This window comes from Streptomyces sp. NPDC005551 (assembly GCF_042871785.1).
Lineage (GTDB): Bacteria > Actinomycetota > Actinomycetes > Streptomycetales > Streptomycetaceae > Streptomyces.
This window is the reverse complement of sequence record NZ_JBIAJE010000003.1, coordinates 309303-326968: the sequence shown is the minus strand read 5'-3', so window position 1 is coordinate 326968 and position 17666 is coordinate 309303. Positions and strand designations below refer to the sequence as shown.

Sequence of the window (17666 nt, the reverse complement as noted above, 5' to 3'; positions counted from 1 at the left end):
CCGCTGTAAGCACCGTGAGGACCAGGACGCAGCGGCCGGGGCACGACTACGCCCGAGGAGGCATGCGCTTCGCCGGCGAGGTGACCGCCTGGGTGTGCACCCCCTGGGCCCTGTGGCCGCACTCCGTCCCGCTGGCGATCGGCGCCGTCCTGCTGCTGATCGGGCCGCCTGCCGTGTTCAGCACCCCGGGCGACCGGCCCGGCGGAGACGCGCCCGTTGCGGTACCGGGCATCGTCACCGTCTTGCTGGTCGTGCTCCACCTGGTGGCGGCGGCAACGTCCGCGTGGGTGCTGTGGGGGACGTGGATCGCCGCGACGGTGACTGTCCTGTGCCTCGTGGTGCCGTTCACCGAACTACCGCGCTGGCGAGCCCTGTTGAGTGCTACCCGCGATCAGGCCGACCGCCCGCCGGTGACTGCGGAGACCTCAGCTGTCCATCTCGGCCGTACGCGGCCCTAGGAACCTTCGGGTCCTCCCGCTACCCTCCGCCGCATGATTCCCACGGTGGTATGGGGCACCGGCAATGTCGGCCGGGCGGCCATCCGCGCCGTCGAGGCGCACCCGGCGCTGGAACTCGCGGCAGTCCTCGTGCACGACCCGGCCAAGGCCGGGCGCGACGCGGGCGAGCTGGCCGGCCTTGGCCGGCGTCTGGGGGTGGCGGCCACCGACGACATCGCCGCCGTGCTGGCCGCCGGCCCGCGGGCGGTGGTGTACGCGGCCTCCGGTGACCTCCGGCCGGACGGCGCCCTCGCCGACGTCAGCCGGGCGATCAGGGCCGGGGCAGTGGTCGTCACCCCCTCGCTGTATCCGCTCTACGACAAGCGCGGTGCGCCGCCCGAGTTCCGGGACCCGGTGCTGGCCGCCGTCGCCGACGGCGGCGGATCACTGTTCGCCTCGGGCGTCGATCCCGGGTGGGGCAACGACGTCCTGCCCCTGCTGGTCAGCGGACTCGGTACGGTCGTCGACGCCGTCCGCTGCCAGGAGATCTTCGACTACTCCACGTACGAGCAGGAGGAGTCCGTCCGGTATCTCGTGGGGATGGGCCAGCCGATGGACTACGAACCGCTGATGCTCGCTCCCTCCGTACCCACCATGGTGTGGGGCGGCCAGATCCGGCTGATGGCCAGAGCGCTCGGCGCCGAACTGGACGACATCCAGGAGACGTTGGACCGCCGCGCCCTCGACAGCACGGTCGTCACCCGCACGATGGGCGCCTTCGAGGCCGGCACGCAGGGCGCGGTGCGGTTCGAGGTGCGGGGCATCGTCGGCGGCGAGCCGCGCCTCGTCATCGAGCACGTCACCCGTATCCACGCGTCGTGCGCTCCCGACTGGCCGTCGCCGCCCGACGGTGGAGACGGCGCACACCGCGTGATCATCGAGGGCCGCCCCCGGATCGAGGTCACCGTCGAGGCCACCGACGAGGACGAGAACCGCTCCGCGGGCGGGAACGCCACCGCGGTGGGTCGTCTCGTCGGCGCCGTCGACTGGCTCGCGCACGCGGATCCAGGGCTCTACGACGCGCTCGACGTCCCGCTGCGTCCCGCGGTCGGCCGACTCGGAAGGACATGACCATGCGGATCGACATCCCCGGCGGCCAGGAACCGATCGGATACGTGTGGGGCGAGATGGTCCCCGGGATCGGCACGGCCGCCGCGAACTTCTCCCTGTCGGTGTACGAGCACACGACGCTGGGACTGAGGGAGTTCGAGGCGGCGCGACTGCGCGTCGCGCAGATCAACGGATGCCTGTTCTGCCAGGACTGGCGCACGGAACGCGAGGGCCGGAAGGTCGAGGAGGGGTTCGCCGACGCGGTCACCCGGTGGCGTACCACCGACGCCTTCGACGACCGCACCCGGCTGGCCGCGGAGTACGCCGAACGGTACGCCCTGGATCACCACGGTCTCGACGACGAGTTCTGGACCCGGATGACCGCGCACTACAGCCAGCGCGAGATCGTGGAGCTGAGCATGAGCATCGGCTCCTGGCTGGCGTTCGGCCGGCTCAACCATGTGCTGGGCCTCGACTCCGTGTGCGTGCTGCCCGCCCCCTGAGCCGGACCGGGCGAGGTCCCGCCGCTGCACGCCGCTACAGATCGGTGGCGATGATCTTCTCGATGTTCCGTTCGGCGAGAGCCGTGATGGTGACGAACGGATTGACGCTGGTGTTGCCGGGGATCAGCGCGCCGTCGATGACGTAGAGGCCCGGATGCCCGTGCAGGCGGCCGTAGTTGTCGGTGGCCCGGTTGAGCACCGCGCCGCCGAGCGGGTGGTACGTGAGGTGGTCGCCCCAGATCTTGTAGGTGCCGAAGAGGTCGGTCCGGTAGATCGTGCCCTCCTTGGCGTTGATCTTGTCGAAGATGGTCCTGGCCATGTCGATGGACGGCTGCTTCCAGGCGGTCTGCCAGTTCAGCTCGACCCGGCCCGATGCGGCGTTCCACGAGAATTGGGCCCGGTTGGGGTTCCTGGTGATCGACAGATAGAACGAGGCGTAGGTCTCGATCCCGGTGGGCAGCGGCGCGACCTCGGCGAACGCCCCGCCTGCGGCCCAGTTGTCGATGCCGGCGCAGGGGATGCTCGACTGGAGGCTGCCGGTGGGGTCCCACATGTGGTTGGCGCGGCCGCACATGACGTTGCCGTTGTCGCCCCACCCCTTGCCGATCTCGTCGTCGAGGCGGGGCAGCGCGCCGGTGGCCTTCAGCCTGACCAGCAGCTTGCTGGTGCCCACGCTGCCGGCCGCGAAGAACACCCGGTCCGCGGTCACCGTCTTGGTGGCCGTGGTGCCGCCGCCGGTGTCGAGCTGGTCGATGACGACCGTGTAGCCGCCGCCGGCCGCGGGGGAGACCGAAGTGACCTTGTGCAGAGCAGAGATGTGGACTTTTCCGGTCGCGCTGGCTCGCGCGAGGTACGTCTTCTGCAGTGACTTCTTGCCGTAGTTGTTGCCGTAGAGGATCTCGCCGGCCAGCGCCGACCTGGGGACGGTGCCGGCCGCTTCCTGCTGCATGTACGCCCAGTCGTACACGTCCGGCACGAAGACGAACGGGAAGCCGGAACGCTGGGCGTGCTTGCGGCCGACCCGTGCGTACCGGTAGCACTCGGCGGTCTCGAACCAGGCCGGGTCCACGGTCGCGACCCCGAGGCCCGCGTTCGCGCGGGGGTAGTAGGTGCCGTACATCTCGTCGGCGTCGACCGACGGGAGGACGGCGCCGAAGTTCTCACGCCGGGGTGTCACCGCCATGCCTCCGTTTACCAGCGAGCCGCCGCCCACGCCGCGGCCCTGGTAGACGGTGATGCCGCCCAACTCCTCGGCATCCAGGATCCCGGTGTAACGGGGGACTTCCCTGTCGATCGGGAAGCCCAGGAAGTTGCTGAGGGGCTGCTTGGTCCTGGTGCGCAGCCAGTAGGAGCGGTGGTCGGGACTGGTGGTGTTGGCGAAGATCCTGCCGTCCGGGCCGGGGGTGTCCCAGGCCATGCCCATCTCGATCATGTGGACGTCGACGCCTGCCTGGGCGAGTCGCAGGGCGGCGACGGAGCCGCCGTACCCGGTGCCGATCACCAGCGCGGGGACATGGGCTCCCGGTGTGATGGGACCGGCCGCGACGGCGGCGGGTGCCGGGATCGCAGCGGCGGGGCCCGTCAGCGCCACGGCACCAAAAACAGAACCTGTTCCAGCGATGAATCTACGACGCGAGACACCCCTCATGTCGTTGCCCTGCAAGGAATTCTGGTTCATTTGAGGTTCCTCACTCTCTGATGAGTGAGAACAGGTTCTACTGTTAGTTGCGTATTAAGTCACTAGATACCTTCAGGTAACTTGCGCCCGGTGCCGATGGCGGCCACGCGTGGCCGGGATGCGGCGTGCCGTCCGGACTTCGATGCTGGAAGGGCGGGGACCCCGATCGGCGGAGGACGGCCATGGCGAAGGACAAGAAGCTTTCCGAGGGCGACGAGGTCTCGTGGCGCAGCCACGGGCAGACCGTGCCCGGAAAGGTCACGAAGAAGATCACCCGGCGTACCGGGGCGGCCGGACGCACCGTCGACGCCTCACCGGAGGACCCTCAGTACGAGGTGGAGAGCGACAAGTCCGGGCGGTCGGCCGTGCACAAGCCCGAGTCCCTGCGCAAGAAGGGCAAGCGCGGATGAGTGGACAGGGGGACGGCGACCGCGAGGAGACACTTGACGCGTTCGGCGAGGTCGTGAACATGACGCCCGGCGAGCTGGAGGAGTGGCTGGAGACCGACGAGTCCCGGAGCGTCGGGCAGAAGGACGGCGGCGAGAGCGTCGGGCATGCCTCGGGGCGCCGCATCGTCCGGCTGCTGCGGGCGCGGAAGGCCGATCTGACCGCGGACGACCTCGCTCACATGCGCAAGGTGGTCGGCTATGTCCACCGGCACCGCGCGCAGCGGCCGCAGGGGGACGTCACGGACACGCCGTGGCGGCACTCCCTCATGAACTGGGGCCACGATCCCGAGAAGTGAGCGAGGGCCGGTCCGACACGGGCCAGAGGTACGGCAGGTCGTCGGGGACTCCGGGGAAACGGGCGGCGTAGAACTCCGGGGCCTTGCGCACCAGGGCCGACTGGTGACTGCGGTGGAACGCGGGATCGCCCAGCCAGGGCGGCAGTTCCCCGTCGCCGGCGAGTTCGTCCTGCGAGCGCACGGGGAGGCCGGGACGGTGCGCGGACAGGTCGCCGACCAGTGAGGCGGCGCACGTGTCGCCACGGCCGAGGGACGTCCACACCCCGCAGACCTCCAGGCCGTAGCGCACCAGTGCCTCCTCGTAGCCGTGCCACATGCGCACCGCGGGATGGTGGCGCCAGCCGTAGCCGGGCACGGTCAGGCCGCGCAGCACCTGGAGCGCCTCGACGCGCTGCTTGCCCAGACGGCGCAGGTCCAAGGCCGCGGCGGACTCGGTGAAGTCGGGGTAGGGGAGAAAGGTCTGCACGTTTCATCCGTACCGTGCGCGTGCCGTGTCCAGACGGCCGATTCGGGTGGACGCGGGCCGCCGGCGGCAGACGATACCGCCTGCCGTCAGGTCGTCACCTGGGTGCGGGCGGCCGCCAGGATCTCGTCGGAGAGCGGGTCGCCCTTGACGGCGCGCGCGAGCATCAGCGCGCCGACCAGGGTGCTGAGTCTCGCCAGGCCGTCGTCCTCCGCGGTCGCGAGCCACGCGGCGAAGCGGCGCACCCCTTCCGTGTAGGTCTCGTGCGCGGTGCCCTCGTGCGGGCTGCGGGACATGTCCGCGGCGAGCGCGACCGTCGGGCAGCCGCCGGCCGGATCGTCGCGGTGCTCGGGGGAGAGGTAGTAGTCGATCAGGTCGCCGCGGGCGGCCGCGGGGTCGCCGCCGTGGGCTCCCAGGGCGTCGCCCAGCCGCTCCTCCAGGGTGGTGAAGGCGTGCGCGGTGGCCTCGTCGACCAGGGCCTCCTTGGAGGCGAACTGCTTGTAGAAGCCTCCGTGCGTCAGGCCGGCCGCCTTCATCAGGTCGGCGACGCTGACTCCGTCGGTGCCCTGCTCGCGGAAGAGGCGCGAGGCGCTGGCGACGACGCGCTGCCGGTTCTCGCGTGCCTGGTCCTTCGATACGCGGCCCATGAGCCACCTCCCACGAATGGATGCCGAGTGACATCTATCCTACGGCCTCCCCTTCCCTTTTTAGATTATGGAGGTAATCTAAATGCGAGGTGCGGCCGACCCGGTCGTGCCGGTACCCCTGAAGGGACTGCACCATGGACCTGACCAACGCCGTCGCGGTCGTCACCGGAGCCAACCGAGGCCTCGGTCGCCATCTCGCCGAACAACTGCTCGCGCGCGGCGCCAAGGTCTACGCCGCCGCCCGCCGACCCGAGACCGTCGATCTGCCCGGCGCGATCCCGCTGCGCCTCGACATCACCGACGCCGAGTCGGTCCGGGAGGCCGCCCGCACGGCGTCCGACGCGACCCTCCTGGTGAACAATGCCGGCATCTCCACCGAGACACCGCTCGTCTCCGGCGACTGGGAGTCCGTACGGCTCGAGATGGAGACCCACTACTTCGGGACCCTGCGGGTCACCCGCGCCTTCGCCCCCGTCGTCGAGGCCAACGGCGGCGGCGCGATCCTCAACGTCCTCTCGGTCCTGTCCTGGCTGCACCCCGCCGGTCTCGGCGCCTACAGCGCGGGCAAGGCGGCGGCCTGGTCCCTGACGGACTCGGTACGCGAGGAGCTCGCCCCGCGCGGCATCCAGGTCACCGCGCTGCACGTCGGCTACATGGACACGGACATGGCCGCCCACGTCGACCCGGCGCAGAAGTCCGACCCCGCGACCGTCGCCGCCCAGGCCCTGGACGGCATGGAGAAGGGCGCCCCGGAGGTGCTGGCGGACGAGCTGAGCCGCCAGGTCAAGCAGGGGCTGGGGGTGCTGACCGGCTGACCTCGCGATCCGGGGGCTCAGCCGGCGGGCATCCGCCGGGCGAGTTCGGCGGCCCGTGCGGTGGCGTGGGTGGTGACGTCCTGATCGAGGCCGATCACGCGGAAGGTCCTGCCGACGCGATCGGGCACCACCGTCAGGGTCATGCCGAAGACGCCGGCCAGCTCGATGAGGGGCCGACGGGTTTGTTCCGCGTCTGGACCCTCAGTCGGCTCACTGCTGCTCTTCACGGGGCTGTCGGGGCACGTTGATCGCCAGCACGGCGGTGTCGTCGTCCACGCCCGGGCCGAACGTGCCGAGCAGGTCGCGAATCGCTGCGACGGCGTTCGTGGCCGTGGTCGGGGCCAGTGCGTGCGCGAACTCCAGGAGGGCCTCGTCGCCGTAGCGGTCGCCCGCGGCGGCGGTGTGCGCCTCGGTGAGACCGTCGGTGTACAGCAACAGGGTGTCTCCCGGGTCCAGCCGCAGCGAGGTGGTGCTGATGTGCGCGTCGGGCAGCACACCGATCAGCTGCCCCCCGGGTGTGGGCAGGTAGTCCGTACTGCCGTCGGCGCGCATCAGCAGGGCCGGCGGATGCCCGCCGCTCGCCAGAGTGATGCGGAAGCCGCCCACGTCGCCGTCCGGGGTCAGCAACCCGAGGATGACCGTGCAGAAGCGCGGGTCGGGTCCCTGGTACTCGTGGTTGAGGACGGTGTTCAGGTTGCCGAGCACCGCGACCGGATCAGGGTCGTAGACCGCCGCGGCACGCAGCGTGTAGCGGGCCAGCGAGGTCACGGCCGCGGCGGCGGCGCCCTTTCCGCAGACGTCGCCGAGGAACAGCCCCCAGGTGCCGGAGCCGAGCGGGAACAGGTCGTAGAAGTCGCCGCCGACCTCGTCCGTGGACGCGATGTGGTAGTACGCGGCCACGTCGAGGCCGGGCACGTCCGCCAGAGTGGGCGGCAGCAGCGTCCGCTGCAGGGTGTCGTTCAGGCGTTTGAGGCGTTCCCGCTCCCGCTCGGACTCCTGACGGGCACGCAGCAGTTCGGTCTCGTAGGCGCGGCGGTCACGGGCGTCGAAGAGGGTGGTGCGGATCAGCACCGGATGCCCGTCGCCGCCCGTCTTCACCGTCGACGTCACCAGCACCGGCAGCCGGCTGCCGTCCGCTGCCTTCAGCTCCAGTGCGATGCCGCTGACCTCGCCCTGCATCCGCAGCAGGGGGGCGTAGTGGGTCTCGTGGTACAGACGGCCGCCCATGGTGAGCAGGTCGGAGAACCGCTTGCGTCCCACCAGCTCGTCCCGGTCGTACCCCAGCCAGTTCAGCAGGGTGCCGTTGACCTTGGCGATCTGGCCGTCCAGCAAGGTGGAGACGTAGCCGCACGGCGCGTTCTCGTACAGGTCCTCGGCGCTGTCCTCGAGAAGCGCGGAGAACAGCGCCGCCTCGTCCGGTGGGCCGCCCCGGTCCGCGTCCCGGCGGTCCTCCCCACACATCATCGAAGCGCGCCGACGGGGGCACCGGTGACGGTCCCGTGCGGGGTGCCTGTGCGGGGGCGGCGGGGCGTCACGGCGGGCCCGGGCGGGCGGAGCGCGGGGGCCGGACCTCCCCGGTGGACGGACGGACCGGGGACGAGCCTGAGGGCCGCGGCGGCCGGGCGCTCGCTGATCGCCCGCCCCGGTTCTCCGCTGCGTACGTCCATGCGCCCCATCCTCGCAGACGCCCGACCGGTTCACCTGCCTCGTGCTCCCTCCGAGGGCACCCCGCACCACGGCACCGAGCACCTGAGGCCGGGGTTGCCCCTCCGCCGGCCGACGCCCCGCCCGAAACAGTGCCGCTGACCGGGCGATCCACCCGACGTCGCCCCCCGGCTCCCGCTCGACCGCCCTTCCCGGCGACATCTCTGCACTGAAGCCCCTGATGGGGGTAGACGCACGAGACGGGGTCTTGAGCACATGCGAAAGGATGACCATGAGCGGATCGTCGATGAAGGCTGTGGGCTGGGCTCGTTCCATGCCCCTCTCCCGCGGTGTCAACGAGGCGCGGCAGTGGGCCCGCGAGCACTTGGACGCGCTCGGATGGACCAAGACCGCGCCCGAGACCACGGACGCGGTCCTGCTGACGGTCTCGGAGCTGGTGACCAACGCGCATGTGCACGCGCACAGCAGCGCGCAGTTGCTGCTCACCTGGGACACCGACTGCCTGCACGTGAGCGTGCACGACTCCTCGCCCAAGCTGCCCGAACCCCGCCCGGCGGACACGGAGGCCCTCGGCGGGCGGGGCATGTTCCTGGTCGACGCGCTGGCCGACACCTGGCAGGCCCGGCGCTGCCCCAACGGAAAGACGGTGACGGCCTGTTTCCGCCTCCCCGAGGAAACCGAGACCGTCGAGAAGACATGACGCCGGTACGGGTCCACCCCGTCGGCCGACCTGCCGCCCCCTCCGGTAGGCGTACCGCGAGGGGGCGGACCGGGGCGGGGGGCCGGTGCGCCGGAGGGTTCGCCCGGCACGGACGGCACACCAGTCGGTCCCTGCCCCGACCGGCCCCCCGCCGGGTCAGTGCGACAGGGCGAAGGAGACGAGGAAGCCCCCGACCGTGATCAGGCCGATGGCGAGGTGAGCTTCGTCGAACGCCTCGGGAATCATCGTGTCGGCGATCATCGCGAGGATGGCTCCGGCGGCCACGGCCGTCACCCCCGCGACGACGGAGGTGGAGAGCTGGCCGACGACGCTGTACCCGAGGACCGCCGCGATCGTGCTCGCGGCGGCGATCGCCGACCACACCCCGAAGACGTAGGCCTTTCCGCGCCCCGCCTTCTTCATCCCGGCGGAACTGGAGAGCCCCTCGGGCACGTTGCTGATGAACACAGCGGCAACCGTGACCATGCTCACCGCGCCGCCGTCCAGCAGACTGACACCGATCACCGCGGACTCCGGCACACCGTCCAGCAGGGCGCCCAGCGCCAGCGCCGTTCCGGATCCGGCCTGGTCCGCCTCGGTGGGCTGCGCCTTCTGCGCGGCGTTGCCCGAGCGCTTGCGGTGCCGGGCGCCGCGCCGGGCGAGCCACATGTTCCCGCCCGTGTAGGCGAGCGCGCCGCCCAGAGCCCCGATCGCGGCAGGCGCGAGGCCCGCCTGGTCGTAGGCCTCGCCCATCAGCTCGTAGGCCACCGCCGAGAGCAGAACTCCGGAGCCGAAGGCCATCACCGAGGCGATCACCTTCGGCGGTACCCGCAGCCCGTATCCCAGCGCGGCGCCCAGAAGGAGCGCCGACCCGGCCACCAGACCCCACAAACCCGCCTGCATCACATCTGTCACGCCGCACCGCCTACCCTGGCCGAACCCCGTTCATTGCTGGGACGTACCCGGCCGTTCGAGGATGGCGTACCGCAGCGGAATCCGGTCCTCGACGAGGCCGTTCCGGGGGCTCTGGTATTCCGGCGCACCGCGGGAGCGTTCATTTGGTGGCCGACGGCCGGACCGACGCCTGTGCGGCCGGCCCCCGCGGTCCGGGTGGGGGCCGGCTGCCGGGGAGCTCAGGCCGTGTGGAGCGTGAGGCCGTAGCGGTTCAGGATCTCGTTGACCGGCTGGTACCAGGTCTCGCCGCCACTGCCGCAGTTGCCCCAGCCGCCCGAGGTGACGCCCTGCGCCTGGTCGCCGCTGATGAAGGACCCGCCCGAGTCCCCGGGTTCGGCGCAGACGCTCGTCTTCGTCATCTGGCGCACGGCACCCTGGCTGTAGTTGACCGTCTCGTTCTTGGCGAGGACGGTGCCGCAGTGCCAGTGCGACGTCGATCCCGACCGGCAGATGGAGGCGCCGACGGGAGCCTCGCCCGACCCGCGGACGAGCTGGTCGGAGACGGTTCCCCAGCCCAGCACGACGGGCACGGTCCACCAGCCGCTGCCGACGTTCACCCAGGCGTAGTCGTTCTCGGGGAAGGAGGAGCCCTGGAAGTTTCCGATGTAGCTGCGGTCCCAGCCGCTGACTCCGGCGCCGGCCTGGCCGCAGTGTCCGGCCGTGACGAAGCCCCCGTGCACGGAGAAGCCTATGGAGCAGCGGACGTTGCCCGTGTAGTACGGATCGCCGCCCACCGTCCCCGCCGCGAAGGTGCGAGGCGCCTGCCGCGTTTCGCGAACGGTCACGGGACCCGCCTTGCGGGCCTTGTTCAGGAATGACCGGACATCGTTGTCATTCTTCTCTGCCGTGACCACACCGACGACGACGGAGTTGCTGCGGGGGTCGACGTGCCAGCTGCTGACCCCGGCCGGGGCGTGGAGCGCGTCGAGGCGGGTCAGGGTGGCGTCCAGCTGCCGCAGGCTGTGCTCGACGAGGGTCACCCCGGCGCCGGTGGCCCGTACGGCGTCCCGGCGCGCGTCGTCCGTGACGGCGACCGTGAGTCTGCCGGTCTTCGCCTCGAACCAGGAGCCCCCGTACGAGGTGCCTGCGGCGCGGCGGGCGGCGCGGTCCACGCTCCGCGCCGTCGTCTCGGCCTCGAGCCGCTCGGTGGCCTCGGTCCTGGACAGGCCGAGGTCCCGCTGCATGGCGGTGATCAGGGATGCCGAGGCCGGGGCCTCGGTGCCGGAGGCGGCGGGCGTGCCGGCCGCCGACGCCTGGGTGGTGAGCCCGGCCGCCAGGGTGCTCAGCAGCAGGGCCGCGGACAGGCAGGAGCGCAGAACTGTCGTGCGTCTCAAGGGAGTTGCCTTTCGTCGTTCCGGACGTGGGGGAGTGGAGCGAAGGCGGTGAGAGCGCTCTCAGATCGTGCGCCCACGAGCGTAGCGGTGGATCATGGACAGGTCCATGCCAATACGGGGACTTCATTCACTGCCGTGCCCAAGTCGGGCTGAGCTCGTTTCGCGCAGGCGCGGACAGGCGCGGACAGGCGCGGACAGGCGCGGACAGGCGCGGACAGGCGCGCACGGGTGGCAGCGGCTGGCGGCGGGTGGCGGGGAGGTGGCCGCGCACGCGCAAACGCGGCGGCCGAGCGGGGATGTCCCGCTCGGCCGCTCGGTTGTTGCAGGGGGCTACGGCAGCAGTTTGTCCATGGCGGCCGGACCGTCCTCCGCCAGCCTGCGCTCGGCCCAGGCCAGGTTCTTCGGATTGACATCACGGCCGGCGGCGAGCACCAGGTCCTCGGCGGACACCTCGCCGCCGGCACCGGTGTGCAGGAGGGCGTCCGGGGTGGTCGCGTCGTCGGACGGGGAAGGCGAACCGGGCTGCGTCTTTGACATGGTGTTCTCCCTGGTCGACCTGATCTGTCCCACGGGTACCCCTGGCCTGCGGGAGTGCACTCCTGGCCTCCGGGGTCACCTGGTGCCGGCTTCCGGAGACGTGAAGCCGTGGACGTTTCTCGTATTGTTCACTTTCCCGGCATTCCCTGCACTCCGGACTCCCGGGGGCGGCAGCGGACACGCCCCCCGGGGGTGATGCCGGAGCCGGTCCAGGGCTCGCCGGGACCCCGTTCGGCCGTACAGCAATGTCGGTTGCCGGTTCCCGAGGTGATGGTGAAGAGACCGCAACCGTACGACTGATGGGAGCTTGTAATGCGTATCCGCCTGATGACCGCGGCCGCCCTCGCCACCGTGTCCGTCCTGGCCACCGCCGGGGCAGCCGCCGCGGACTCCGATGCCACCGGGGTCGCGGTCGGCAGCCCGGGTGTCCTGTCGGGCAACGTCATCCAGGTGCCGGTGCACGTCCCGGTCAACCTGTGCGGCAACTCGATCAACGTGGGCGGCCTGCTGAACCCGGCGTTCGGCAACACCTGCAAGAACGGCTGACCTCGGGTGACGCGGGCTCAGCGGTGATCATCGCGCGGCCCGTCGATCCAGCGGTTCCGAAGGCCCGGAGCGTCGCGTCGCTCCGGGCCTCCCGCTGCTCCCGGGTCAGGCCCGATGTGCGCTCAGCGCGGCGAGAGCCCGGTCGGCGTGCACGCTCATCCGCAGTTCGCTGCGGACCACTTCGAGGACCGTGCGGTCCTTCGCGATCACGAAGGTGATCCGCTTGGTGGGGGCCATGGAGAAACCGCGCTTGACGCCGAACCGCTCCCGGACGGTGCCGTCGACGTCGGACAGCAGCGGGAACCCGAGGGTGTGGCGCCCGGCGAATTCCCGCTGGCGGTCGACGGGGTCGCCGCTTATGCCCACCGGTCGCGCTCCGGCCGCGGCGAACTCGGCGGACAGATCACGGAAGTGGCACGCCTCGGAGGTGCAGCCGGGGGTGAGGGCGGCCGGGTAGAAGAACAGCACCACCGGGCCGTCGGCGAGCAGTTCGGACAGGTGCCGGGGCGTGCCGGTCTCGTCAGGCAGGGCGAAGTCCTCGACCTGGTCCCCCACGTCCACGCGACTCGTCATGACAGACCTTTCTGGTTCCTGGCGACACCGCGTGCCCACAGCACGAGCGGCACCTGGAGCGGAAGCCGGGCGTAGGCGGCGGTCCTGAGGGGGGCGGGGCGGTGCCGCCAGTCGAGCGCCATCCGGACGTTGGCGGGGAAGACGCCGACGAAGAACGCGGCGGTGGCCAGTGCGGCGGCACGGCGCGTACGGGGCAGGGCCACGCCCGCCGCCAGGGCCAGCTCGACGGCACCGCTCGCGTACGTCCAGGTCCGGGGCGTGCCCGGAAGCGAGCGTGGGATGGTGTCGTCGAACTTGCTCGGGGCGGCGAAGTGGATGACGCCCGCCGAGGCCAGCAGACCGGCGAGCAGCAGGGGTGAGCGTTCCGACCTGGGCACGGTTTCTCCTCTGAGGGGCCTGCCGCGCGATATTACTGGACGGTAGGGAGTCGTGGGCGGGTCGGGGCGCACCCTTTCGTGGGAGCGGTATGCGGGACCCCCGGCGGCGAACCGGTCGAGTGAGGCCGTGACGGGAGGAGCCCTGAGGGTCGACCCGAAGACTTTTTGATCCGAGCGGACGCCCACCCGGGCGGGGGCTACTCGAACCGTGAGGGGTCGCCGGCTCCGCGCCGTACGATCTCGGCCTCGCCACCGGAGAAGTCGATGACGGTCGTCGGCTCGGTCCCGCAGTCCCCGGAGTCGACCACCGCGTCCACGACGTGGTCGAGACGCTCCTTGATCTCCCAGCCCTGGGTCAGCGGTTCGTCCTCGTCGGGCAGCAGCAGCGTGCTGGACAGCAGCGGCTCACCGAGTTCGGCGAGCAGGGCCTGCGCGACGGCATGATCGGGGATGCGGACGCCCACGGTGTGCTTCTTCGGGTGGAGCAGCTTGCGCGGCACCTCCTTCGTCGCGGGGAGGATGAAGGTGTAGCGGCCGGGCGTGGACGCCTTGATGGCGCGGAAGACGTCATTGTCGACGCGTACGAACTGGCCGAGCTGCGCGAAGTTCTCGCACACGAGCGTGAAGTGGTGACGGTCGTCGAGGCGACGGATCGTACGGATCCGGTCGATGCCGTCCCGGCTGCCCAGTTGGCAGCCCAGCGCGAAACAGGAGTCGGTCGGATAGACCACGAGCGCGCCCGAGCGGATGCTGTCCGCCACCTGGTTGATGGTGCGCTGCTGAGGGTTGTCGGGGTGCACATCGAAGTACTTCGCCATCCGTCGAGCTTATGCTCTCGGCTGCCGGGACCGACGCAGGCCCGGGCCGATTCTCCCGCCGACGGCCCGTCCCGTCGTCCCGGCCGGGACCTGTTCCACCCGTCGGCACCGTCCAGTGTCCCGAGCGGCCACAGCCGTGCCGTCCGCGTCCCTCAGTCCCTGAGCCGGTCGATCTGTCTGATCTTGTTGGTCGCATCAAGGGCGGCCACCTTGTAGGACTCGGCGAGGGTCGGGTAGTTGAAGACGGCGTCGACCAGATAGTCGACCGTGCCGCCGCACCCCATGACGGACTGGCCGATGTGGATCAGCTCGGTGGCGCCGGTGCCGAAACAGTGCACGCCGAGCAGTGTGCGGTCGTCGGGGGAGACCAGCAGTTTCAGCATGCCGTGCGAGTCACCGATGATCTGGCCGCGGGCGAGTTCGCGGTAGCGCGAGACGCCGACCTCGAACGGCACGCAATCCCGGGTGAGTTGGTCTTCGGTCCCGCCGATGAAGCTGATCTCGGGGATGGTGTAGATGCCGATCGGCTGAAGGTCGTGCATCCGGTTCACCGGCTCACCGCAGGCGTGGTATGCGGCGGTACGGCCCTGCTCCATGGAGGTCGCGGCCAGCGCCGGGAAACCGATGACGTCGCCGACGGCGTAGATGTGCGGCACCTCGGTGCGGTAGTGCTCGTCGACCGTGATCCTGCCGCGCCGGTCGGCGGACAACCCGGCCTTGTCCAGGTCGAGTTCGTCGGTGAGGCCCTGGCGCCCGGCGGAGTACATGACGGCGTCCGCGGGGATCTTCTTTCCGCTCTCCAGGACGGTGAGAGTGCCTCGGGGATGTCGCTCGACCGCGGCGACGGTCTCCCCGAAGCGGAAGGTGACGGCCAGGTCGCGCAGGTGGTACTTGAGTGATTCGACGACCTCGACATCGCAGAAGTCGAGCATTCCGGGCCGCTTCTCGACCACCGTGACCTTGCTGCCGAGCGCGGCGAACATGGAGGCGTACTCCATGCCGATCACGCCGGCGCCGACGATGACCATGGAGCGCGGCACACGTTCCAGGTGGAGGACGTTGTCCGAATCCATGATCGTCCGCTCGTCGAACTCGACGCTGGCGGGTCGGGCGGGGCGCGTGCCGGTCGCGATGACGATGTGCTCGGCGCTCAACAGCCTCTCGTGACCGTTCACTTCGCGCAGGGCGACGGTGTGGTCGTCCACGAAGCGGCCGGTGCCGCCGAACAGGGAGACGTGGTTGCGGGACAGCTGGCTGCGGATGACGTCGACCTCGCGGCCGACCACGTGCTGGGTGCGTGCGGTCAGGTCGGAGACGGTGATGTCCTCCTTGAGCCGGTAGCTCTGGCCGTAGAGATCACGTTGGGTGAGGCCGGTGAGGTAGAGCACCGCTTCACGCAGTGTCTTCGAGGGGATCGTCCCGGTGTGGATGGAGACCCCGCCGACCATGTCGGGGCGGTCGATGACGGCGACTCGGCGGCCGAGTTTGGCTGCGGCGATGGCAGCTTTCTGGCCGCCGGGGCCGGATCCGATGACAAGCATGTCGAAGTCGGGCACCCTCCGGAGTCTGACAGGCCGACGGCCCGTCCCGGAAGAGCGGAGCCCCGACCGTCGTCGCCACGTGGGGTCTTCCCCGCGGCCGGAGAGCCGTCCGTACCGGCGGCACCCCTGGCGCGCGGGATGCCCTCGGCGGGCCCGGCCTGGAAAGGGGGTCCGTCCCGTCCCGGACGGGAGGGGGCCGCTCCGCCCGGACCGGCGCGCGGGATGCCCTCGGCCGGCCCGGCCTGGAAGGGGGGTCCGTCCCGTCCGGACCGGATGCGTCTGGCCCGGACGGGAGGGGCCTGGCCTGGACGGGAGGGGGCTGGCTCGAAAGGCGGCGGTTCGGCCCGGCCCGGTCCCGCCTGGGTGGGCCTGGCTCGGACCGGACCGGGGGGTCCGCCCCGAACTGGACCGGGTGGGTCTGGCCGGACCGAGGGGTCCGGCTCGGGCTGGATGGGCCTGGCTCGGACCGGATTGGCCTGGTCCGGACCGGGTGAGCCTGGCCCCGGACCGGACCGAGGGGTCCGCCCCGAACTGGACCGGGTGGGTCTGGCCGGACCGAGGGGTCCGGCCCGGACCGGATGGGCCTGGCCCCGCCCGGCCCCGGCCGGGTCCGTCCCGGCTCGGACCGGGAGCGTCCGCCTTGGCCTGGACCGGAAGGGTCCGTCTCGCCCTGGACCGCAAGGGCCCATCCCGCCCCGCACCGGAGGGCCCGGCCGTCCGCAGTCCGGATGGGACTGGCACGTCCGGCCGGCGAGCGGCGTCGCCTCGGCGGAGTGGTCTTCTCGCCCCGGCTGCCTGCCGGCGGAAGCGCTGCCCTCCCGCGGTGGGATCCGCACGCCGTACTCCCCGGCGCCCCGCCGCGTCCACACCCGCGGGTGCCGTCTCGGGCGGCGCCGCAGGCGGGAGCCGGAACGGCCGGAGGAACGCTTCCTCCGGCCGCGGAGCTCTCCGCGGGGAGGTCGGCGGCGGCTTGATCGGCCTGTGACAGGTGGTGTAGCCCACATCTCTGACGTGGGACTCTCCCGGCTGCCCGTGATCGATCACGTTGGCGTAGGGTCCTCCCGTGGTCGGCCCCGGCTCGGCGGTCGTCCTCGTCATGCAGCCGATCCTCAGGAGTCCAGTCCCGTGCCCGCTCTTCCCACCGCACCGGCGCCGATCTACGACCGCCTCGTCGACGAGCAGGGCGACGTCCTCGCGAGCGTCCGACAGGCTGCGCACGAAACCGAACGCACCGCCGAGAACGTGCTGGACTTCGGCGTCGTCGAGTCGACCGGGCAGCTGCCCGGGGCCTGAACTCGCGGCGACGGCGCCCGTGCGTGATCCCGTACGCAGGCGGCCGCCACCCGGACCGCTGCACGACCTGACCGCACCCCCGCACCCCCGCGCGCATTGTCAGCTGAGCGCCGCGCTGCTCACCGCCCCCTGAGGCTTATTGTTGGCGGCTTCGCCGACCCCCTCCGGGACGTCCTCCCCGAGGTCCTGCCCGGCGACCGGCTTCCCCTCGCCCGCAGCACGGCCCAGCTGAACACCCACACCGGCGTGATACACCAGCCGGACGTACCCCCCGCGGGCGGCGGCCGTGTATCACGGAGGGCGCCCGCCGATCGGCATCCGTGTGTACGGGGGCACGATCAGATGAAACCCGCGACCCCCGCACGGCGTCGCCACCCCTGACGCCACCCGACCCCACCCCACGCCACACCACGTGCCGGCCGCCGTGCTAAGTCCCCCATGGCGATCCGAACCGCCTCGGCGGGTGTGGACACCTCCGTCAACAGCGCCGTCCCGGACGAGGAGGCTGCCTCCGCCGGGGGACCCCAGCCGGCGAGCACGGCAACGGGTTTGCCCGCGCGGAGAGCGAGCGCGACCTCGCTGAGGGTGCCCCAACTGCCCCCTACCGCGATGAGGGCGTCGCAGGCGTTGACGAGGACGCCGTTGCGGAGTTCGCCGAGGCCGGTGGCCACGGCGACACTCAGGTGCCGGTTCCCGGCGCTGCGGTCGAAACCGGGAAGCAGGCCGACGACCGTCCCGCCCGCGGCCCCGGCGCCCTCGGCGCAGGCCTCCATGACGCCGCCCAGCCCTCCGCAGAGCACCACCGCACCCCGCCGTCCCAGCAGCGAGCCGACTTCCCGCGCCAGCTCCGTCTCCCGTACGCCGGCCTCGCCCGGTCCGGCGACAGCGACGTAGGGGGGCGGGTGTTTGGTCTCGATCTCCGGCACGAGG

Annotated in this window: 22 protein-coding genes; 9 read left to right on the top strand and 13 right to left on the bottom strand. The window is 71.4% G+C overall.

Translation table 11 applies throughout. The features are described 5' to 3' along the window. Positions 1-62: 62 nt before the first annotated feature. Genes ACFYP4_RS09770 through ACFYP4_RS09760 form a run of 3 tightly spaced genes read left to right on the top strand, consistent with a single transcriptional unit; the run spans position 63 to position 2050 of the window. The gene (locus ACFYP4_RS09770) at positions 63-458 is read left to right on the top strand and encodes a hypothetical protein (RefSeq protein WP_388784397.1); all 396 of its coding nucleotides are present in this window, start codon (positions 63-65) and stop codon (positions 456-458) included. Positions 459-491: 33 nt separating this feature from the next. After that, positions 492-1568, top strand: a complete 1077-nt coding sequence (locus tag ACFYP4_RS09765; RefSeq protein WP_388784394.1) for a dihydrodipicolinate reductase — start codon at positions 492-494, stop codon at positions 1566-1568. A gap of 2 nt (positions 1569-1570) precedes the next feature. Beyond that, positions 1571-2050, top strand: a complete 480-nt coding sequence (locus ACFYP4_RS09760; protein WP_388784391.1) for a carboxymuconolactone decarboxylase family protein — start codon at positions 1571-1573, stop codon at positions 2048-2050. Between the two features lie 34 nt (positions 2051-2084). Here the strand turns inward: ACFYP4_RS09760 and ACFYP4_RS09755 are convergent, their stop codons facing one another. Then, entirely contained in the window at positions 2085-3728 is a 1644-nt protein-coding gene (locus tag ACFYP4_RS09755; RefSeq protein WP_388784388.1) for a GMC oxidoreductase, read from the bottom strand. Positions 3729-3910: 182 nt separating this feature from the next. Between ACFYP4_RS09755 and ACFYP4_RS09750 the strand changes: the two genes are divergently transcribed. Next, complete coding sequence (locus tag ACFYP4_RS09750) at positions 3911-4138, top strand: DUF2945 domain-containing protein (RefSeq protein WP_358853266.1); 228 nt, start codon at positions 3911-3913, stop codon at positions 4136-4138. Beyond that, entirely contained in the window at positions 4135-4473 is a 339-nt protein-coding gene (locus ACFYP4_RS09745) for a DUF3140 domain-containing protein (RefSeq protein WP_358853265.1), read from the top strand. Before ACFYP4_RS09750 ends, ACFYP4_RS09745 begins: the two co-directional genes overlap by 4 nt. Here ACFYP4_RS09745 and ACFYP4_RS09740 read toward each other — a convergent pair. Together ACFYP4_RS09740 and ACFYP4_RS09735 are read right to left on the bottom strand one after the other, a co-directional pair. Further along, positions 4442-4939 carry an MSMEG_6728 family protein gene (locus tag ACFYP4_RS09740; protein ID WP_388784385.1) on the bottom strand — a complete coding sequence of 166 codons (498 nt, stop codon included), beginning with the start codon at positions 4937-4939 and terminating at the stop codon, positions 4442-4444. The genes ACFYP4_RS09745 and ACFYP4_RS09740 overlap by 32 nt on opposite strands. Before the next feature lie 86 nt (positions 4940-5025). After that, on the bottom strand, positions 5026-5583 hold the full coding sequence (locus ACFYP4_RS09735) for a TetR/AcrR family transcriptional regulator (RefSeq protein WP_358853263.1): 558 nt from the start codon (positions 5581-5583) through the stop codon (positions 5026-5028). A gap of 134 nt (positions 5584-5717) precedes the next feature. On the opposite strand from ACFYP4_RS09735, the gene ACFYP4_RS09730 reads away from it, so the two are divergent. Next, the gene (locus tag ACFYP4_RS09730; protein ID WP_388784382.1) at positions 5718-6398 is read left to right on the top strand and encodes an SDR family oxidoreductase; all 681 of its coding nucleotides are present in this window, start codon (positions 5718-5720) and stop codon (positions 6396-6398) included. A gap of 17 nt (positions 6399-6415) precedes the next feature. Here the strand turns inward: ACFYP4_RS09730 and ACFYP4_RS09725 are convergent, their stop codons facing one another. After that, a complete protein-coding gene (locus ACFYP4_RS09725) occupies positions 6416-6625 on the bottom strand; it encodes a hypothetical protein (RefSeq protein ID WP_388784379.1) in 210 nt (69 codons plus the stop codon). Next, entirely contained in the window at positions 6609-7862 is a 1254-nt protein-coding gene (locus tag ACFYP4_RS09720) for a SpoIIE family protein phosphatase (RefSeq protein ID WP_388784376.1), read from the bottom strand. Before ACFYP4_RS09720 ends, ACFYP4_RS09725 begins: the two co-directional genes overlap by 17 nt. A 472-nt stretch (positions 7863-8334) precedes the next feature. Here ACFYP4_RS09720 and ACFYP4_RS09715 point away from each other — a divergent pair, with 472 nt between their 5' ends. Then, positions 8335-8763 (top strand): ATP-binding protein, encoded by a 429-nt coding sequence (locus tag ACFYP4_RS09715; protein WP_358853259.1) that lies wholly within the window; start codon positions 8335-8337, stop codon positions 8761-8763. A 156-nt stretch (positions 8764-8919) separates the two neighbouring features. Here ACFYP4_RS09715 and ACFYP4_RS09710 read toward each other — a convergent pair whose 3' ends face one another. The 3 genes from ACFYP4_RS09710 to ACFYP4_RS09700 all read right to left on the bottom strand — a co-directional run bounded on the left by ACFYP4_RS09710 (position 8920) and on the right by ACFYP4_RS09700 (position 11588). Then, positions 8920-9678 (bottom strand): ZIP family zinc transporter, encoded by a 759-nt coding sequence (locus ACFYP4_RS09710; protein WP_358853258.1) that lies wholly within the window; start codon positions 9676-9678, stop codon positions 8920-8922. A gap of 218 nt (positions 9679-9896) precedes the next feature. Further along, a complete protein-coding gene (locus ACFYP4_RS09705) occupies positions 9897-11051 on the bottom strand; it encodes a S1 family peptidase (protein ID WP_358853257.1) in 1155 nt (384 codons plus the stop codon). 330 nt (positions 11052-11381) lie between these two features. After that, entirely contained in the window at positions 11382-11588 is a 207-nt protein-coding gene (locus tag ACFYP4_RS09700; RefSeq protein ID WP_358853256.1) for a hypothetical protein, read from the bottom strand. A 312-nt stretch (positions 11589-11900) separates the two neighbouring features. Here ACFYP4_RS09700 and ACFYP4_RS09695 point away from each other — a divergent pair, with 312 nt between their 5' ends. Continuing rightward, on the top strand, positions 11901-12134 hold the full coding sequence (locus ACFYP4_RS09695) for a chaplin (RefSeq protein WP_388784371.1): 234 nt from the start codon (positions 11901-11903) through the stop codon (positions 12132-12134). Between the two features lie 105 nt (positions 12135-12239). Here ACFYP4_RS09695 and ACFYP4_RS09690 read toward each other — a convergent pair whose 3' ends face one another. The 4 genes from ACFYP4_RS09690 to sthA all read right to left on the bottom strand — a co-directional run bounded on the left by ACFYP4_RS09690 (position 12240) and on the right by sthA (position 15458). Further along, on the bottom strand, positions 12240-12707 hold the full coding sequence (locus ACFYP4_RS09690) for a peroxiredoxin (protein ID WP_358853255.1): 468 nt from the start codon (positions 12705-12707) through the stop codon (positions 12240-12242). After that, positions 12704-13084 carry a DoxX family protein gene (locus tag ACFYP4_RS09685; protein WP_358853254.1) on the bottom strand — a complete coding sequence of 127 codons (381 nt, stop codon included), beginning with the start codon at positions 13082-13084 and terminating at the stop codon, positions 12704-12706. Before ACFYP4_RS09685 ends, ACFYP4_RS09690 begins: the two co-directional genes overlap by 4 nt. A gap of 197 nt (positions 13085-13281) precedes the next feature. Next, positions 13282-13902, bottom strand: a complete 621-nt coding sequence (locus tag ACFYP4_RS09680) for an L-threonylcarbamoyladenylate synthase (RefSeq protein ID WP_358853253.1) — start codon at positions 13900-13902, stop codon at positions 13282-13284. A gap of 152 nt (positions 13903-14054) precedes the next feature. Beyond that, the gene (sthA, locus tag ACFYP4_RS09675; RefSeq protein WP_388784366.1) at positions 14055-15458 is read right to left on the bottom strand and encodes a Si-specific NAD(P)(+) transhydrogenase; all 1404 of its coding nucleotides are present in this window, start codon (positions 15456-15458) and stop codon (positions 14055-14057) included. Positions 15459-16568: 1110 nt separating this feature from the next. On the opposite strand from sthA, the gene ACFYP4_RS09670 reads away from it, so the two are divergent. Then, positions 16569-16736 carry a hypothetical protein gene (locus tag ACFYP4_RS09670; RefSeq protein WP_358853251.1) on the top strand — a complete coding sequence of 56 codons (168 nt, stop codon included), beginning with the start codon at positions 16569-16571 and terminating at the stop codon, positions 16734-16736. A 338-nt stretch (positions 16737-17074) separates the two neighbouring features. On the opposite strand, the gene ACFYP4_RS09665 is transcribed toward ACFYP4_RS09670, so the two are convergent. After that, the gene (locus tag ACFYP4_RS09665) at positions 17075-17662 is read right to left on the bottom strand and encodes a TIGR00725 family protein (RefSeq protein ID WP_388784363.1); all 588 of its coding nucleotides are present in this window, start codon (positions 17660-17662) and stop codon (positions 17075-17077) included. Between the last annotated feature and the right edge of the window lie 4 nt (positions 17663-17666).

What these genes read in the sequence shown, in the direction of transcription:
- ACFYP4_RS09770 (WP_388784397.1), top strand. Translation starts at nt 63, where the DNA reads ATGCGCTTCGCCGGCGAGGTGACCGCCTGGGTGTGCACCCCCTGGGCC.
- ACFYP4_RS09765 (WP_388784394.1), top strand. Translation starts at nt 492, where the DNA reads ATGATTCCCACGGTGGTATGGGGCACCGGCAATGTCGGCCGGGCGGCC.
- ACFYP4_RS09760 (WP_388784391.1), top strand. Translation starts at nt 1,571, where the DNA reads ATGCGGATCGACATCCCCGGCGGCCAGGAACCGATCGGATACGTGTGG.
- ACFYP4_RS09755 (WP_388784388.1), bottom strand. Translation starts at nt 3,728, where the DNA reads ATGAACCAGAATTCCTTGCAGGGCAACGACATGAGGGGTGTCTCGCGT.
- ACFYP4_RS09750 (WP_358853266.1), top strand. Translation starts at nt 3,911, where the DNA reads ATGGCGAAGGACAAGAAGCTTTCCGAGGGCGACGAGGTCTCGTGGCGC.
- ACFYP4_RS09745 (WP_358853265.1), top strand. Translation starts at nt 4,135, where the DNA reads ATGAGTGGACAGGGGGACGGCGACCGCGAGGAGACACTTGACGCGTTC.
- ACFYP4_RS09735 (WP_358853263.1), bottom strand. Translation starts at nt 5,583, where the DNA reads ATGGGCCGCGTATCGAAGGACCAGGCACGCGAGAACCGGCAGCGCGTC.
- ACFYP4_RS09730 (WP_388784382.1), top strand. Translation starts at nt 5,718, where the DNA reads ATGGACCTGACCAACGCCGTCGCGGTCGTCACCGGAGCCAACCGAGGC.
- ACFYP4_RS09720 (WP_388784376.1), bottom strand. Translation starts at nt 7,862, where the DNA reads ATGATGTGTGGGGAGGACCGCCGGGACGCGGACCGGGGCGGCCCACCG.
- ACFYP4_RS09715 (WP_358853259.1), top strand. Translation starts at nt 8,335, where the DNA reads ATGAGCGGATCGTCGATGAAGGCTGTGGGCTGGGCTCGTTCCATGCCC.
- ACFYP4_RS09700 (WP_358853256.1), bottom strand. Translation starts at nt 11,588, where the DNA reads ATGTCAAAGACGCAGCCCGGTTCGCCTTCCCCGTCCGACGACGCGACC.
- ACFYP4_RS09695 (WP_388784371.1), top strand. Translation starts at nt 11,901, where the DNA reads ATGCGTATCCGCCTGATGACCGCGGCCGCCCTCGCCACCGTGTCCGTC.
- ACFYP4_RS09690 (WP_358853255.1), bottom strand. Translation starts at nt 12,707, where the DNA reads ATGACGAGTCGCGTGGACGTGGGGGACCAGGTCGAGGACTTCGCCCTG.
- ACFYP4_RS09680 (WP_358853253.1), bottom strand. Translation starts at nt 13,902, where the DNA reads ATGGCGAAGTACTTCGATGTGCACCCCGACAACCCTCAGCAGCGCACC.